Annotated in this window: 18 protein-coding genes; 5 read left to right on the forward strand and 13 right to left on the reverse strand. The window is 61.1% G+C overall.

Annotated features, from left to right (window positions below):
• Positions 1-62 precede the first annotated feature (62 nt).
• The gene (gene sufR, locus NW833_RS01645) at positions 63-788 is read left to right on the forward strand and encodes an iron-sulfur cluster biosynthesis transcriptional regulator SufR (protein WP_414394150.1); all 726 of its coding nucleotides are present in this window, start codon (positions 63-65) and stop codon (positions 786-788) included.
• 60 nt (positions 789-848) lie between these two features.
• Here the strand turns inward: sufR and NW833_RS01650 are convergent, their stop codons facing one another.
• The 6 genes from NW833_RS01650 to NW833_RS01675 all read right to left on the reverse strand — a co-directional run bounded on the left by NW833_RS01650 (position 849) and on the right by NW833_RS01675 (position 6,723).
• The gene (locus tag NW833_RS01650) at positions 849-2,645 is read right to left on the reverse strand and encodes a hypothetical protein (RefSeq protein WP_414411329.1); all 1,797 of its coding nucleotides are present in this window, start codon (positions 2,643-2,645) and stop codon (positions 849-851) included.
• A 30-nt stretch (positions 2,646-2,675) separates the two neighbouring features.
• Positions 2,676-2,936, reverse strand: coding sequence for a DUF6761 family protein (locus tag NW833_RS01655; RefSeq protein ID WP_414411330.1), 261 nt, complete (start codon positions 2,934-2,936; stop codon positions 2,676-2,678).
• 73 nt (positions 2,937-3,009) lie between these two features.
• Positions 3,010-4,638: a CocE/NonD family hydrolase gene (locus tag NW833_RS01660; RefSeq protein WP_414411331.1), complete on the reverse strand. Its 1,629-nt coding sequence runs from the start codon at positions 4,636-4,638 to the stop codon at positions 3,010-3,012.
• Positions 4,639-4,676: 38 nt separating this feature from the next.
• Complete coding sequence (gene fabZ / locus NW833_RS01665) at positions 4,677-5,177, reverse strand: 3-hydroxyacyl-ACP dehydratase FabZ (protein ID WP_414394140.1); 501 nt, start codon at positions 5,175-5,177, stop codon at positions 4,677-4,679.
• A gap of 86 nt (positions 5,178-5,263) precedes the next feature.
• Positions 5,264-6,169 (reverse strand): UDP-3-O-acyl-N-acetylglucosamine deacetylase, encoded by a 906-nt coding sequence (gene lpxC / locus NW833_RS01670; RefSeq protein ID WP_414394139.1) that lies wholly within the window; start codon positions 6,167-6,169, stop codon positions 5,264-5,266.
• Entirely contained in the window at positions 6,166-6,723 is a 558-nt protein-coding gene (locus NW833_RS01675; RefSeq protein ID WP_414411332.1) for a hypothetical protein, read from the reverse strand. The genes lpxC and NW833_RS01675 overlap by 4 nt, the downstream gene beginning before the upstream one ends.
• A 53-nt stretch (positions 6,724-6,776) precedes the next feature.
• Here NW833_RS01675 and NW833_RS01680 point away from each other — a divergent pair, with 53 nt between their 5' ends.
• The 4 genes from NW833_RS01680 (at position 6,777) to rsmD (ending at position 10,076) form a co-directional block, all read left to right on the forward strand.
• A complete protein-coding gene (locus tag NW833_RS01680; protein ID WP_414411333.1) occupies positions 6,777-7,556 on the forward strand; it encodes an RNA methyltransferase in 780 nt (259 codons plus the stop codon).
• Between the two features lie 302 nt (positions 7,557-7,858).
• Positions 7,859-8,593, forward strand: coding sequence for a HEAT repeat domain-containing protein (locus tag NW833_RS01685; protein ID WP_414411334.1), 735 nt, complete (start codon positions 7,859-7,861; stop codon positions 8,591-8,593).
• A 36-nt stretch (positions 8,594-8,629) separates the two neighbouring features.
• Positions 8,630-9,520 carry a Sll0314/Alr1548 family TPR repeat-containing protein gene (locus NW833_RS01690; RefSeq protein ID WP_414411335.1) on the forward strand — a complete coding sequence of 297 codons (891 nt, stop codon included), beginning with the start codon at positions 8,630-8,632 and terminating at the stop codon, positions 9,518-9,520.
• A gap of 4 nt (positions 9,521-9,524) precedes the next feature.
• The gene (gene rsmD / locus NW833_RS01695; RefSeq protein WP_414411336.1) at positions 9,525-10,076 is read left to right on the forward strand and encodes a 16S rRNA (guanine(966)-N(2))-methyltransferase RsmD; all 552 of its coding nucleotides are present in this window, start codon (positions 9,525-9,527) and stop codon (positions 10,074-10,076) included.
• On the opposite strand, the gene NW833_RS01700 is transcribed toward rsmD, so the two are convergent.
• The 7 genes from NW833_RS01700 to rph all read right to left on the reverse strand — a co-directional run bounded on the left by NW833_RS01700 (position 10,073) and on the right by rph (position 15,771).
• Positions 10,073-10,672: a hypothetical protein gene (locus NW833_RS01700; RefSeq protein ID WP_414411337.1), complete on the reverse strand. Its 600-nt coding sequence runs from the start codon at positions 10,670-10,672 to the stop codon at positions 10,073-10,075. The two genes, rsmD and NW833_RS01700, sit on opposite strands and share 4 nt — an antisense overlap.
• Positions 10,673-10,716: 44 nt before the next feature.
• A complete protein-coding gene (gene glgA, locus NW833_RS01705) occupies positions 10,717-12,246 on the reverse strand; it encodes a glycogen synthase GlgA (protein ID WP_414394126.1) in 1,530 nt (509 codons plus the stop codon).
• A 55-nt stretch (positions 12,247-12,301) separates the two neighbouring features.
• A complete protein-coding gene (locus NW833_RS01710; RefSeq protein WP_414394124.1) occupies positions 12,302-12,871 on the reverse strand; it encodes a shikimate kinase in 570 nt (189 codons plus the stop codon).
• Positions 12,872-12,910: 39 nt separating this feature from the next.
• Entirely contained in the window at positions 12,911-13,549 is a 639-nt protein-coding gene (locus tag NW833_RS01715) for a riboflavin synthase (protein ID WP_414411338.1), read from the reverse strand.
• Between the two features lie 24 nt (positions 13,550-13,573).
• Positions 13,574-14,005 carry a response regulator gene (locus NW833_RS01720; protein ID WP_414410269.1) on the reverse strand — a complete coding sequence of 144 codons (432 nt, stop codon included), beginning with the start codon at positions 14,003-14,005 and terminating at the stop codon, positions 13,574-13,576.
• Between the two features lie 178 nt (positions 14,006-14,183).
• The gene (locus NW833_RS01725; protein ID WP_414411339.1) at positions 14,184-14,714 is read right to left on the reverse strand and encodes a hypothetical protein; all 531 of its coding nucleotides are present in this window, start codon (positions 14,712-14,714) and stop codon (positions 14,184-14,186) included.
• Between the two features lie 328 nt (positions 14,715-15,042).
• The gene (gene rph / locus NW833_RS01730) at positions 15,043-15,771 is read right to left on the reverse strand and encodes a ribonuclease PH (protein WP_414394116.1); all 729 of its coding nucleotides are present in this window, start codon (positions 15,769-15,771) and stop codon (positions 15,043-15,045) included.
• Positions 15,772-15,982: the final 211 nt, after the last annotated feature.

Below are 15,982 nucleotides of genomic sequence, written 5' to 3' on the forward strand. Positions count from 1 at the left end.
TTAACTAATCCTCAAGTTACTTTAGCAATGATCCCGTTGTCAAAATAGGCAGGAGGACAACGGTGAACCGAGCACGTAGGATCGCTGGCCAGGCTACCCAGCCTACTTCCAGTAAGCAGGCTATTTTGATCTACCTGCGCAAGGCAGGACAGGCTACTGCCCAAACCCTAGCAGAGCACTTGGGCATTTCTCCCCAGGCCATTCGCCGCCACCTCAAGGATCTGGAGGCGGAGGGACTGATCCGCCATGTCGCTCAACCCAGCGGCCTTGGCCGTCCCCAGCACTTCTATCAGCTTAGCCCCCAGGGGGAAGCGCAGTTCCCTGCCCGCTACGACGAGTTTGCCCTGGGCCTACTCAACACGCTGGCCGAAACCTTGGGAGCCGAACAGATGGGATCCCTGCTCCAGCAGCAGTGGCAACGCAAAGCCCAGGAGTACCAAGCCCAGATGGGATCCGGATCCCTGGCCGAGCGGCTAGAGCGCCTGGTACAGTTGCGCCAGGCAGAAGGCTACATGGCCGAGTACTACCCCTATCCCAACCACCTGGCTGCCCCCAGGCCAGCAGAAGGCTCTGAGCAGTATGTCGAGCAGTACGTCCTGGTGGAGCACCATTGCGCCATTGCCCAGATTGCCCAGCGTTTTCCCAGCGTCTGCGGCCATGAGCTGGAGATGTTTGCCGCCGCTCTGCCCGATTGTCGGGTGGAGCGCCTCAGCTGGCAAGTTAACGGGGAGCACCAGTGCGGCTACTGGATTGCCAAGCCAGGCTCCTCCGCAGGGATCCCTTCCTAGGCCCAGCCCCAAGAAACTGCAGGTGACGGCTTTAGAAGACAAGCAAGAGCAGCCATAGTCTTAAGGATCCGCCACCTCAAAGGCCCACAGCCCTCGCTCTGCTGGGATCCGATGCAGCTGACCCTTGGGAAAGCGTCGCCGCAGCGCTGCCCCTTGCTGCTCCCATACCCCCTCGTTCATAAACAGGGTAAACGGCGGCTCTAGGTCTTGGCTAAGCAACGTCTCGGAGGGAAAAACCTTCACCTCTTGTTCTTGCCTGGCAAAAAATCGAATCCAACTTTGCCAGTAGGCAGGCTCTCCCCAACTGAAATAGGGGTAGGCGGCGCTAGCAGCCAAATAGAAGCGGTGGTTGGGATCCCTCTGTCGAGCGGCCACGTAGCGCCCGGTGGCTCCCACGTCGTTGCCCTGCGTCGAGCCCTTGTGGACAAAGTCGCCCCAAATGGCCAAGTTCCAGCCTCCAATGAGGAGGATGGTGCCCGCCATCGCTACTGCTGTTACGGTGGATCCCCAACGTTCCAGGGGAGCGGCCAGCGTCTGGATCCCTTCCAGGGTTAGGTAGGCTACAAAGGGCAGGATCACGAGCAGGCGGGTGTAGTTGGGGGCTTTGGTGATAGCCAGGCTAAAGAGCAGGTAAAGAAACAGGAAACTGCCAATACAGAGCCAGTCGTGCGGCTGGCTGCGCCCCCTGAGGACGCGGTAGAGCCCAGATCCCAGCCCTAGCCAAATCAAGATCCCTGTCAAGGGATCCACAAAGGCATGGCCGTAGTTGGGATAGATATAGCCCCGGTCGTGCTGGCTGGGGTCGTTGAACATGCTCAGGCCATTGCGGATGTTGCGCCACACCCCCTCTGCCGGCGTAGCCGCGTTCACCCACATTTGCTGCAGCGCCCGCCCCTCGGGGAAAAAGAGAAATTGCTGGCGGGCATACTCGGCGCTTTCTGGGGGGGCAGTGGCGGTGGCTACCAGAATGGGCGCGGCCACCAGAAAAAATCCCAGCGCTGCCGGCACTGTCAGCTTGGCTAGGGTCCAAACGGGGTTGGCCTGCAGATCCTCCCGCCCCAAGAGCAAGTACAGAACGCCAAACAGGAGTCCCAACAGGATCACCACGCGCCCTGGCAAATAGCCGTAGAGGGAGAAAGCCGCTGCCCCTCCCCCCAAATACAAAAGCAGGGGATTTTTTTCCCGCACGCCCTTCAAGATCAGGGCCAGAGCTGCACACTCCACCAGCACAATCAGGTTTTCCCGCATGGCCATGCGGCTAATGCCTAACAAGGCGTGGTTGGATCCCAGAAGGGCCGCTCCTGCCAAGGCCAGCCGGGAGTTCCAGAACGACCGAAAAAACCCGTAGGCCACCAGAATAGTAATCACCCCAAAGGCGGCATGCACCGTGCGCACATTGACCAGGGTGACTCCTCCCATCAGCCGCGTCAGGCCGCCAAAGAGGCTAAACATAAAGCGGGGGAAATAGAAGTACTCTGGCATCAGCCCAAAGAGATCGGGGTAGCGCACCCCGGAAGCCCGACGAGCCATGGAGGTGATGACAATCTCGTCGGTGTTGATTTGAAAAGGGATGTTGGCCAGGTCGTAGAGGTAGAGGGGAGCAAAAACCAACGCCAACAGCCCCAGGTGCAGCAGCTCCTGGCGCCAGCGCAGCCGCGTCGGGTCCCAAGGGGGCTGAGCCGGGGGAAACTGGGCCACATACAGCCCCACCAGCAAAATGCTCAGCAGCCAGATCCCAATCTGCAGTACGTGGTAGCCAAACGCCCCGTACCAGAGGGTCAGGGCTATTCCCAAGCCGAGGCCAGATCCCAATAGAGTCGGGCGTCGGGAAGTGGCCAGGGTATCCCAGACTGCCATAGGACTGGTCTCAGCCCACTGGTCGATAAGTTAGTAACCCCGCGTTCTCTCCGTCTCCGGCTCCAGTTCTGGCTCCTTGAAGTTGGAGGGATCGTAGAGGAAGCGGTTGACCTCATCTTCGAGGCGGTAGATCTCAAAGGGCTCTAATTGCTTGCCAGTTCGCAAGGCCAGCAGGTAGCCGTCCACCAGCAGCCGTAGCTCGTCAATGCGCTGATAGCCGCGATGCCAACTGTCCACCAGCGCATCGGTTAGAGCTTGATAGTGCCGGATTAGCTTTGGGTCCTGCAACATGGCGCTCTTTTGCCCACTTGGTCTCATCCTAGCGTTTGATTTTCGTTTGTTAAGCAGAGATTGCAAAGCCGCACTATTCCTCAAGAACGGGCAAGATTAGCCGCGAAGGCGTGTTGCCGCCGCTGTGAAGAGTCAGGGTGAGAATGCGGGCTTCCATTTGCCGCTCCTCCCGCTGGCCTGTACCTGGGTTAACGGGGTAGGCAGGGAAACAGGCTGCGCTTAGGCTAAGGCGTAGAGCGTGGCCACGGGGAATGCGGATACAGGTGGGCTGACAGGGGATCCCAATGGGGACATTGGGCTGGGGATCCCGCAGACGGCGGTAGCCCTGGGAAAAGTTATACACCTGGCCATCCGGCCTCACCACCGAGAGCACGGCGCAGAGATCAAAGCTGGGGCTGTCCGCCTCGACGTAGAGCTCTGCCGTGATGTCCCCCGCCAGGAGGAGGTCGGTTTCTAGAGGGGGAGTGGTGTAGGTAAGAACATCGGCGCGGCAGTCGACGGCGGAGCGCTCTTGGGGTCCGGCAGGGTAAACCAGGTGACCCCCCAGGGCGGGTGCCGGTCGCCAGGGATCGTGAACAAAAGTATCCGACTGCTGCCTCGGCGGGGGCTCCGGGCGGAGGGATCCCTCGAGTTCGGAAAGGGCAGCTAGGCCAGTGCTGTGCAGGTAAAGAGCTTTTGGCTCAGGGTTGGGCCAGGCCTCAAGGGTGCGCCAGCGGTTGGAGCCCATCTCGAACAGGCGCACCGGCGGCTCTTGGAGGATCCCTGTGTCCTTGCCTTTGAGGAATTGGTCAAACCAGCGCACCTGCAGCCGATCGATGGGGCTGACGGCCTCAGGGCCAAAATCCAGCGCTCCCACCCTGCGCCCCCAAGGGAGGTGGGCCCACGGCCCGACAACCAGGTATTGGGGGTTTTGGCTGCGGGCACTCATCTCCTTGTAGAGGCGTAGGCTGCCACTCAGGTAGCTGTCAAACCAGCCGGCAATGTGCAGCATTGGCAGGTCCACCGCCTCCAGCCGAGGGGAGAGCTGGCGCCAGTAGTCGTCCGGCTCGCTGTGATCCAGCCAGTCGAAGTAATAAGACTGGGGCGCATATTGTTGCAGCACGCCCGGCTTGAGGGGGATAGGGTCGTGGAGGGGCAGGTTGCGCGACGCCTTGAAGAGGGCCTGATAGGCACTGGCATCTCCCCGCCGGCGTGCTCCCTCGGCTTCCAGTTGCAGGGCCCAACTGAGGTTGTTGTAGAAGGCAAAGGCTCCCCCAGGGTAGGCGGCATCCGCGTAAAGGTCGTAGGGCAGCATTGCCGGGCAGATGGTTTTCAAAGCGCTGGGACGAGCGGAGGCGGCATACAGCTGGGTCATGCCCTGGTAAGAAAAGCCGTACATACCCACCACGCCGTTGCTCCCTGGCAAAGCAGCCGCCCAGCTGACGGCGTCGAACCCATCTTCAACTTCGTGGCGGAAGGGGTAGAAGGAGCCTTTGGAAGTGCCTCGCCCACGCACATCCTGGATGACCACAATATAGCCATGGGCTGCGTACCAGCGCGGATGGGCGTACACCACTGTCGAAGCAATGGCCCGGCCATAGGGCTGCCGCATGAGCAAAACCGGATAGCTCCCTTCCCCCTCGGGGCGATAGATATCCGCGTCCAGTTGGATCCCATCGCGGGTTAACATGGAAACCGTTTCCCGGGGACGTACAGGCAGCATGGTTTGGAGGGGCGCGGTGAGGCTTTCCTACAGGTTACTCAGTCCACCAAGGAAAACATCAGCTCGCCTTCAGTAACCAATTGCCCCCCCACCTGAGCCCGGCAGAACATCTTGCCGATGCGCTTTTGCCGGATGGTGAGCAGGTCAGCTGACAGCAGCAGTTGATCTCCAGGCAGGACGGGGCGGCGAAAGCGTACCCCATCGATGCCGGCAAAAAGAGCTAGGCGCCCGGCTGCATCCGGCAGCTTGGTCAGGACGATCCCTCCCACCTGAGCCATGGCCTCAACAATGAGGACACCGGGCATAATGGGGCGGTTGGGAAAATGTCCCTGGAAAAAAGGCTCATTGAAGGTGACGTTTTTGAGGCCCACTGCCCGTTGCCCTGGGAGATACTCCACCACGCGGTCCACCAGCAAAAAGGGATAGCGATGGGGCAGAATCTCTAGGATTTGGTCTGTAGTGAAAACGGGGGGAGCAGCTGCCAACTGAGCCGCTGCTTCAGCCGAGAGAGGGGGAGGAGGACAGACGTCGGAGGACATGGCAAACCCAAAAAAGAGCTGGAAGACCAACCTCAAAGCCTAGAGGGGAAACAGCCTAGTCCCACGATAGCGAGCAGTGCATCCTGTCAAGACTGCAGGAGAGAGGCCAGCTTGCCGTGGCAGCCAGGATCCCTTTCTGGTGTTGCCTCCGCTTGAATCTGGAGGGATCCGCTCCTTAGCAACTGTTTGGCCAGACGGTGGTGCAGAGCATGCCCCGCCTTGTAGGCCACGATGTGCCCCTGGAGGCGGCAGCCCAACAGGCTGAGATCTCCTAGTAAATCTATCAGCTTATGGCGCACCGGCTCATCGGGGTAGCGCAGGGGTCCCAGCCACGCGGTTGCAGTACAGACAATGGCGTTTTCCAGGCTGCCCCCTTGGATTAGCCCCTGTTGGCGGGCTAGCTCCGCATCTTGCTGGCGGGAAAAAGTACGCGCCGCTGCGATGGAGCAGACAAAATCCGGCCTATCTTCCCTCCAGCTTAGCCACTGTTGGCCAATGGGAGAGTCGGCAAACTCGATGCCATAGGTAAAGCGGGCCTCGGGGTGGGGCAGGGCACTGACAAAAGCCTCCCCTGCCCAGACGGTAACCGGCTCTTGAACCACGCCCACCAGGGCGGGTTGCTCCTGGGCCAAGATCCCGGCCTGGACAATGGCCTCCACAAAGGGCAGGGCCGAGCCATCGAGGATCGGCAGCTCTGGCCCTTCTACCTCAATGCGGCAGTTGTCGATGCCCAGAACGTAAAGGGCAGCTAGGAGGTGTTCCACCGTCTGCACCTGAGCAGATCCCTGCTGCAGGCGGGTGCAGAGGGCAGCAGGAGCCAGGGATCCCACCTGGGCAGGGATAGGAGGGGAGCCCGGCTGATCCACCCGCACGAAGACCCGACCGCTGCCAGCGGGGGCCGGGTGGAGACTGCAGCGGACCGGCAGGCCGGTGTGCAGGCCGACGCCTTCTAGGGAAATAGAGCTGGCCAAGGTGCGCTGTTGACTTCTCATGGGGCTCCTGCCGCAAGACGCTCTTGGCCCTGGTCGAAAACCCGGTAGTACAGCTCCCGGTAGCCCACGCGCAGGCTGCTGCTGGCGTCTGCCAATCTGGCTTTGCGACTGCGAGTGCCGTAGGCGCTGAACACCTCGTAGCTATCTCCCTCGAAGAAGAAGGAGGAGACATCGGACACCTCTTCGCCTCCCAGCAACTGCCAACGCCCTCCCTGGAATCGCAGCCGGTAGCGGGCCCTGTCAAAGCTGCCAGAGGGACGGTCGATAGTGGCGTCGATCCTGCCCTCGTACTCCGGGGGCTCGGCTCCTGCTATGGGATGTACCTCGACGGAAATATCGCGGTAGCGGCAATTGGGGCGGTTGCAAAGGCGAATTGAGCGCATCGCCTCGGCAATGGTTTCCAACCGCTGTCGCGCCTCCGCTAGAGAAACCCCCTGGGCCGGCTCTAAGGTGGAGGACAGTCTTTCCTGCGCAGCCAGCGCCGCCGATCCCCAGCAAAACCCCAGCAGCACAAAACACAGCAGGCCTAGCCAGCAGCGGTAAGCAGATCCCATAGGGCTAGTTGTGGCAGGATCTAGTTCCTCTACTCTATCCGTAACCCCAGGCGATGCAGACACCCTCCCCCAGGGTTCAGGAGCAATTGGCCCAGGTGCGGATTGTCCTGGTGCGACCAGTGGGGCCGCGCAACCTGGGCGCCATTGCCCGCGTGATGAAAAACATGGGCCTGCAGCAGTGGGTCTTGGTGGATCCCCGCTGCGATCCCCTTGATCCCGAAGCAGTTACCATGGCTGTGCATGGCGCCGACTTGCTCCGCCAAGCCCGGCAAGTGCCAACTCTGGCGGAGGCCCTCCAGGGATGTGTCCAGGTCTTCGGGACTGCAGGCCGCCGCGAGCCCTACCCCCCCGAGTGGCAAGTTCAATCTCCCCGCCAAGCCTTTCCCGAGCTACTGGCCGCCGGTCCTGTGGCTTTGGTGTTTGGCCCTGAAGATCAGGGCTTGAGCAACGAAGAGCTGGCCCTCTGCCATCGCCAAATCCAGATCCCCACCGATCCGGCCTACCCTTCCCTCAACCTGGCTCAGGCGGTGGGCATCTGCTGCTACGAGCTGCGCACCCTCCTTTGCCCAGATCCGCCGCTTCCGCCTAGCCCTGGCCTCTCCAAGCCAGCTCCCTTCGAATTGCTGGAGGGCTTTTTCGGCCAGCTGGAGGCGCTGCTATTGCAAATTGGCTACCTGTATCCCCACACGGCCCGCCGCAAGATGCTCAAGCTGCGCGCCCTCTTTCACCGCGCCGGCTTGACCGTGTCCGAGGTGGCCCTGCTGCGCGGGATCTTGCGACAACTGCAATGGAGCCAAACGGCCTGGCGTCGAAACCTCCCCCAAGACGATTAATGCGGGGGTTTGGATCCCATAGGGGCGGGCAGGCAGTACACTCTGGCGGCTCCTCCCGGTTGCAAAGCCGTACGCAGCCCCAACCCCAGACCATTCGCTAGCATCCTGAACCGCCAGGGTTGCAACTTGCAAAGACTGGCTGGTGAGGGGCAGAAGCTTTTGTTATCCTGGCGCTTAGGTTCTCCCGTCGGCAGGGGGAAGGCGGCAAACTTTTCCTGACACGGGATGCGAGCAGGGTCTCTAGCTTGCCGTGTCAGGCGGGCGTGCTTCTAGTGGCAGGATCGGAGAGAGGGTGGGATCCAATGTTTACGTGGCTCTGGACAAGGCACTTTTCTCGGTTGAACCAGAGGCTGCAAAGCTTGGAGGTGGCCCGTGAGGAAAACCTTCTGTCCCCTGATCTCAGCGCCCAAACCCTGCAGGTAGCCCCCGATTTTTGGGAGCGGCAGCACCAGGCTTTTGTCTACGTAGATAAGCAGATCCGCAAGCTCAGCCGTCGCAGCAAAATCTGGGGTGGCCTGGCGCTGCTGGCGATTTTGGCCGATGCTGCCTTGGTGGTTGCCGGCCTAACCCTGTTCCAGTCTTGGCAACAGCTGCAGGCCAACCAAAACCTTGCCCGCATCGTTGAGCAGGCGTCAGCTGCCGATCCGGTGCAGCAGGCTTTTGACAACCTGTTGGCTCAACTGCCGCACCTGAACGGGGTGGAGCGGTATCGTGCCCTGGAGGCTCTGCAGGCTCTCTCGGCTATTGCCCCGGTAGATCAGGGTTCTGGATACAAGCCTAGCTTGGCGGCAACTCCTCTGGAGGCCCAAGTGCAAACAATCTACCGTCTAGGGCAGATGCGGGCGGTTGAGGCGGTGCCGGCTTTGCTGACCAAGCTTGCGGACAGGGAGCCGGCAGTGCGGGAGGCGGCAGCTCGTGCCCTTGGTCAGATTGGGGATCCGCGCGCCCTTCAGCCTTTGCACGAGCTCCTGGCCCATGAGACGGATGAGCTGGTCCAGGAGGCAGCCATTGCCTCCATTGCCCAACTGCTGCGGTAAAAAGCAGGTCAAACTGGCATTGATCCGGGCGTGGGGATGAAAAGCCGCAGGTTTAGCAGAGTCAGCAAGCTGGTAGGGATCCTGTGTTGGGTATGGGCAGCGGCTGGGCCGGTTTGGGCGCAGGATCCCTTCCGCAGTGGGGCCAATGCCCGCCCCATCAAGCCAGAGGTGGCTAGTGCCTTTGAGGAGTTCTTCTGCGCAGGCCGCTACACGCAGAGCCGGGAGAAGCTAGAGAAGGCTAGACAAGCTTCTCCCCAGGAGCCGATGGTCTACGCCCTGCTGGCGGCGCTGGCCTACCAGGAGGGGGATCTGGATGCTTTTGCCCAGTTAGCCACCCAAACCCGCCAGGTGGCCGCCGAGCTGAAGAAGACGGATCCCTTGCGCGGCAACCTGTACGAGGGCGTGGGCTATGGGTTGGAAGCGGCCAACATTGTGGTGCGGGAAGGGGTAGTGCTCGGCTTGCCTAAGGCGTTGCCCACTCTCAACCAATTGTTTGCGTCCATTCGCGCCGCCCAGGCAGTAGACAGCAGCGACCCGGAGCTCAATCTTCTCAACGGCTATATCGACTTGCTGCTAACCTATCGGGAGAAGGCTTTGAACCAATTTCGCCTAGCAGCGCCTGAGTATTTGTCCTACCGTGGCCAAGCGCTGGCCTACCGGGATATGCAGCGCTATGACGAAGCGCTGGCGGCGGTGGATCGGGCAATTGCGGTTTCCTGCAACAACCCCGAACTTTACTACCTCAAGGCGCAAATCCTGGTTGCCAAGGGTCAAGACCGGGAGGCAGTTCCCCTTTTCGACCAGGCTTTGCAGGCCTCTAGCCAGTTGCCGAAAGCCTTGGTGGAGCAGATCCAGATGGAGCGGGATCGCGCCGCCCAGCGCAGTGGGCTGACTGTCCAGTTGCCTACACCGACTCCCCCTCCCTAAACCGATGGGCCTGCGCATCAGTGGCAAACGGACGCTGCAAACCCCTGCTGGCCGGGGAACTCGGCCCACCCCTGGGCGGGTGAGGCAAGCCCTGTTCAACATTTTGCAGGGGCAGGTGAAGGGCTGTCGCTGGCTGGATCTCTGCTGTGGAGCCGGCACGGTAGGGGCAGAAGCCTTGTGCCATGGGGCAGCCTTCGTGGCCGGCATTGAGATCGCTGCGCCGGCCTGTCGCCTCATCCAGGCCAACTGGGCAAAGGTAGCTCAGCCGGGACAATCTTTCCAGGTGATTCAGGGGGATGCCCGCAAGCTGCTCAGCCGCGGCCTGGGTTTGGATCCTTTCGATTACGTCTATTTTGATCCCCCCCACGACGCCGGTCTGTACGCCCCGCTTCTGCCGCTGATCCCGCCCTTGCTCAAGCCAGGTGGAACCTTGATTGTCGAGCATCGCAGCGGCCAAAAGCTGCCAGAGCAGGTGGGATCCCTGCTGCGCGTCGACCAGCGGGCTTATGGGCAAACGGCGCTGGCTTTCTACCGCAATCTGGAAGAAAAGCTCTAGGGAAAAGGAGTGCTAACAAAGCCAATTTCCAGCAGCTGCTGGTAGGCCTGGGTGCCTAGCTCCCGGGTTGGGGTTTGGCTTTTGATGACCTGGATCAACCAGCCCACGGCCTCCTCAGGGCGCCCGGCAGCCCGATAGACCACGGCCAGGTCGTAGGCGGCCTGATCCCGAGCCTGGGCGGCAACGCGGGCCAGCTCCCGCTGCTCTTCGGAGATGCGGTTTTGGATCCCGGCAAAAGCTCGGGAGAGATCCTGGTGGTAGTTGGAGCGCTGGTTGTAGGCGTTAAACACCTGCTGCAGGAGCTCGATGGCTCGGTCGTAGTTTTGGGCCTGAATGGCAGCGTTGGCCTCAGCAGCCAACTGTTCAGCTCGCAACGCGCTGAGAGCGCTGCTGGGTTGTTCTAGGGCCCGAAACTGCTGGGGATTGGGAATAAGCTGCTGGCGGGCGGGCAGTTCTTGAGCCGTAGCCCAAAGACCTGAACCGACACCCAGCACTAGGCCAAGCAACAAGCCAAAGGCCAACTGTACCCAAGAACGGGGCAGGAAGGCAAGGCCACGAGCAGCAGTTCGACCACCAGTAGGGGGTCGTCGGAGCATTGGCAAGTAACCCTCAAAACCTTGCTAACCCGTTCCACTCTACCTCACTCCGCGGGGCTTTGCTGCAGCTCAGGGATCCCCTCCCCTAGCGGTTGCTGAGGAGGCAACTGTTCAGACGGCGGGGAAGCCGGTTGAGCCTGGGAGGGAACTTTTTCTGGCAGCAGGGGCAAGTTCATAATCCGCTCGTACAGGCGCAGGTACTGCAAAGCCGAGCGGTGCCAACTGAAATCGCTGGCCATGCCTCGCTTTTGCAGCGCTTGCCAAGTCTCCTTGTGCTGAAACGCCTCCCAAGCCCGCGCTAGACAAGTGTAGAAGTCCAGAGCCTCGTAGCGGTCAAAGCAGTAGCCGGTGCCGATCCCTTTGCTGGGAATATGGTGGCTGACCGTATCCACCAGCCCCCCCGTGCGGCGGACAATGGGCACACAGCCGTAGCGCATGGCAATCATCTGGCTAATGCCGCAGGGCTCAAAGCGGCTGGGCATTAAGAAAACATCTGCCCCCCCATAGATTAACTGGGCCAGTTGCGGCTGATAGCCCTGCTGATAGGACATTCGGCCTGGGTGCCGCTGGGCCATTTCCCGGAGCCGCTCTTCGTAGTGGGCTTCGCCGCTGCCCAGCAAGACAAATTGCGAGTCACTGTAGGCCAGAAAGCGCTCCACGGTTTGAATGACCAAGTCAATCCCCTTTTGTTCCACCAAACGGGTCACCATGCCCATGAGAAAGACGTCGGGGTTGACGGTCAAACCCAGGCGGGTCTGCAGCACGGCCTTGTTCACCGCTCGACCGCTGAGGTCGTCGATGCTGAAGTTGGCGGCTAGATGGGGATCCGTGCGGGGATCGAACTTCTCGGTGTCGATTCCGTTTAAGATCCCCCACAGGCGTTCTCCTTTCCAAGCCAGCAGATCCTGGAGGCCTTCTCCATAGAGACTGGTGCGGATCTCCAGGGCGTAGGTGGGCGAAACGGTGGTTACCTGGTCGGCGTAGAGGATTCCGGCGGCCATAGTGTTGTGGGCGGAAAAATACCAGGGCAGCCAGGTCATGCGTTCCAGTTGCCAGCGCCACGGTCCCTGATAGGCCAGGTTGTGAATGGTAAAGACGGTGCCGATATCGGGAGCCTGGTGCATCCAGGCCGGGATCATGCCGGTGTGCCAATCGTGGCAGTGGATGATGTTGGGCCTCCAGGGGTAATAGGTCCAGGCAAATTCGGCCACGGCATTGGCAAAAAACGTAAAGCGCCAAAACTCGTCCTCGCCGTCGTAGATGCGGTGGGGGGCAAAGCAGTAGTGGCTGACCAGGTAAAGGGGGACATCGGTGCCGGGTAAAACGCTTTCGTAGATATCGGCCACCTGGCCCATGACCTGCTTCGACCAAATGGGGTCTTTGGAGCGGGGGTATTGCCCCGGCTCTGGGCCAAATTGGTCCCACAAAAATCCGTACAGGGGCATGATGATGCGCACGTCCTGCCCCAGCTTGCGCAAAACAACAGGCAGGGATCCCACCACATCCCCCATCCCCCCCACCTTTGCCAAGGGCGCTGCTTCCGCTGCTGCAAACAAAATCCTGGCCTGTACCACCCTGCCCTCCCTGCTGCAATACCAGACCCTCCCCCTCCTATTTTTGGGGGTTTTGCTACGGGTTGCAGGGCGGCTGCTCTCGCAGGCGGGCGCAAATGGCCTGCCAGACCTGCTGGACCAGCTGGGACAGGCTGGTTTCTGACTGGATGGGCACCCGCACATCAGCCTGGGCGTAGAAGGGTTCTCGTTCCCGCATGAGCCTCTGCAGAGCAGCCTGGGGATCGGGAGTTTGCAGGAGGGGGCGTTGGCCAGGATCCCGGCTCAGCCGCTGCCAAATGAGCTCAGGGGCCACATCCAGCCAGACGGTGAGGCCGTGGTGCAGGTAGCTCCAATTTTTGGGCCGCAGCACAATGCCGCCGCCGGTGGCAATAACCAGGCGAGTGTAGCCGCTCAGTTGCGCCAACACCTGGGTCTCCAGCTCCCGGAAGTGGGCTTCTCCCTGCTCGGCAAAGATCTGGGCAATCGAACAGCCGGCTACCTGCTCCACCAGAGCATCGGTATCAAAGAAGGGGCGGCGCAACTGGGCTGCCAGCTCAGCTCCCAGGGTGGACTTGCCGCTGCCCATCATGCCAATCAAATAGACAGTGACGCCGCGCAGGCGTTCGGCTTCTTGGGGAGGGATCATGGGGGCAAGGACTCCGTCCCGCTACGCGAACGGCTGGGATTAAACGTAGCCGTGATCGGCTAGAAACTCCAGGGAGAGGCTGCTCTCGGGCGGGGCCAGGCCCAAGAATTTTTCCACATATTTGCCCAGGAGATCTGCCTCCACGTTTACCGGATCCCCTACTTGCAGCAGGGAAAGGTTGGTCTGGCGGTAGGTGTGCGGGATCACCGCCACCTTAAACCAACACCCCCCTTGGCGGATCTCGGCAATGGTCAGGCTGACACCGTTCACCGCCACACTGCCCTTGGGCACGATGTAGCGGCCGATGGCCGCCGGCACCTCGAAGCTCAGCTCCCAGGCGTTGCCGGTGGCTGCTTGTTCGCAGAGGTGCCCCACTCCGTCGATATGGCCGCTGACGAAATGCCCCCCTAACTTGTCCCCCACCCGCAGCGCCGGTTCCAGGTTGACTGGGCGTGGCCCTGGGGATCCGCAGCCCCACGTCGAGCGGCGCAGGGTTTCCGGCGAGACATCTGCCAAAAAGCCATCGGGCAGGATCTCTACCACTGTCAGGCAGAGGCCATCCACCGCCACGCTATCCCCACAGGCTAACTGCGGCTGCAGCTTTGGGCAGGTAACCCGTACCTGCGAAGACGAGATCAACTGAGCTGTACCCAAACTGCGCACTAGACCCGTAAACATGCTTCGGCTTCCTTGGCCTGCTTGCTAAGCCTTGGCCTGATCCCCAAAGGGGGAAAGGGATCCCAGCCATAAGCTGGGCGAGTTGGTTTGGGCTCCTCGGAGAGAGCGGGAGTTGGGATCTTGGGCCTGGGCTAGGAGCCGCTCCACCTCGGCAGTGAGCTGGCTTTCGCTAAAAGGCTTGGTCAGGTAGCCGGTTGCGCCCGACCACTTGCCGCGGATGCGATCCAGCAAGCTGTCCCGCGAGGTAACCATCAGGATAGGGAGAGACTTGAACGCTTCCAGGCTGCGCACAATGCGGCAGAGCTCTATGCCGTCGTTCGCGTTAGCCGTGCGGAGCACATTCCCGGGCATGGCGATCGCGTTAGCGGTGCGGAGCACATTGTCCATCAATAGCAGGTGAGGCCGGTGCTGGAACAGGAGGGGGAGCACCTCGGCGGGGTTGCCCGTTGTAATCACGCGTTCGCGTTAGCGGTGCGGAGCACATTACTGGGATAGGTACTGCCGCAGGATCTCCTGCATCACGACGCTGTCGTCTACGGCCAAGAGGGCTATGGGAGTGCGGCGCTGGGGTTGCAGCAAGTCTGGAGGCGTTTGCAGGCTCACCAGACCTTTTTTGGCCCAAGCGGCAAAGAGGCTAGCTACCTCCAGCCGATCGCGTGAGCGGTGCGGAGCACATTTCCCGACAGAGCTTTTGGGCAATGGCCTCCAGCGACTGGCCATCTTTGGTGAGGGCGTGGAGCTTCTGGCGCTGTTCGTCGCTGAGGCGATAGCGGTTGACCCGTTCGCGTGAGCGGTGCGGAGCACATTCCCAGTTGACCACTGGCACCGCCAGCAGGGTGGGGATGGCCACCTTGAGTTCCGCCCAGCGTTCGCGTGAGCGGTGCGGAGCACACTCGAACAGGTAGCGGTCAAAATCGGTAAGCAGGTTCAGCCAGAGGGCGTCTTCCAGCTCGCCTGGCTTTATCAAGCCCAGCTCGGTCATCATCTCCAGCAACTCCGCCAGGGAGTTGTCTGGGAGCAGCCGCTGCTGCAGCACACGGATAACCCGCTGGGGCCAGTCCAGGTTGAGGCGGGGGATAAAGCGCGATAGCCGTCGCAGCAGGATCGGGGCATTGAGGGGCTGATCGGCGGAAAAAAGCAGCCGGCCGTGGTAGTAGGTCAGCACCCAAGGCTCTGTGCCCTCGGCGGGATCCTCGCCCCTATGGTGAAGGTGGAGATAGCCAGTGGTAAACCGCCGACCTTGCTACCGGAGCAGAGGCGCCAGTTCCGCCGCTGCCAAGAGAAAATGGGACATGGGAAACTCTCCGGCCTAGCCTCTTCAGGCTACCTAAGCAGCGACTACGTCAGCTACTCACCTCAGTTGAAGAGAGAGCCTTAGTTGGCGGCTGCTTTATCCCATTATCTCCCCTTCATCAAACCATTAACCGGGCCACACCCTCCCCCTGCCGGGACAGCAGTTCCCCCTTTCGGGGCCCGGGCTAGGCTTGCCTTGGCTACAAGTCTAGAGCCTCTCGCTGGGCCTGGATCAATTTCTGGATGCCGGCCTGGGCCAGGTCTAACATTTGCAACAGTTGCGAGCGGTCAAAGCATCCGGCTTCGGCGGTACCCTGAATCTCAATTAAGGATCCCTGCTCGTTCATGACCACGTTCAGGTCCACTTCGGCTTGGCTGTCCTCCTCGTAGCAGAGATCCAGCAGCACCTCGCCTTGCACAATTCCCACCGAAAGGGCTGCCACTTGCTGTTGCAAAGGGGATCCCTGCGCCGGATCCAGCAGTCCCTGCTTGTAGAGCCAGGTGATGGCATCGTGCAGGGCCACGTATCCACCGGTAATTGCGGCGGTGCGGGTGCTGCCATCGGCTTGCAACACATCGGCATCGATGGTGATGGTGCGGGATCCCAGCTTCCGGAGATCCAAAGCCGCGCGCAGACTGCGCCCAATTAGCCGCTGGATCTCAGCGGTGCGGCCGGAGACCTTGAGCGTCTCCCGCGGCTGGCGCTGTTGGGTGGCGGTGGGCAGCATGCGGTACTCTGCGGTCAGCCAGCCTTGGCCGGTGTTTTGTAAAAAAGGGGGAACCTCTTCGGCCACGGTGGCGGTGCAGAGAACGTGGGTATCGCCAAGCTTAACCAACACCGAGCCGTGGGCGTAGCGGGTGAAGTGGCGCTGGAAGGAAACCGGGCGCAATTGGGTAGGGGTGCGGCCATCAGGGCGTTGCCAGCTCATGGGCGATTCAAATCCCTCGCATTGTCGTTCAGGTTCACCCACGGCAGCTTCTCCAAAAGGGCTGCCAGCGCCTTGGAAGACAGGCAGCGGGAGAGCTGCTGTTGTAGGCCAATAGGCAGGTTACAGTGTAAAGAAGTTCTTAGCCAACCTTTCCTACTGTTGCAGCAAGTTCTGGAACAAAAGGTGTCCTGTAGGGCAGGACCCAGCCAGC

The organism is Synechococcus sp. O70.1, from assembly GCF_047462215.1.
Taxonomy (GTDB): domain Bacteria; phylum Cyanobacteriota; class Cyanobacteriia; order Thermostichales; family Thermostichaceae; genus Thermostichus.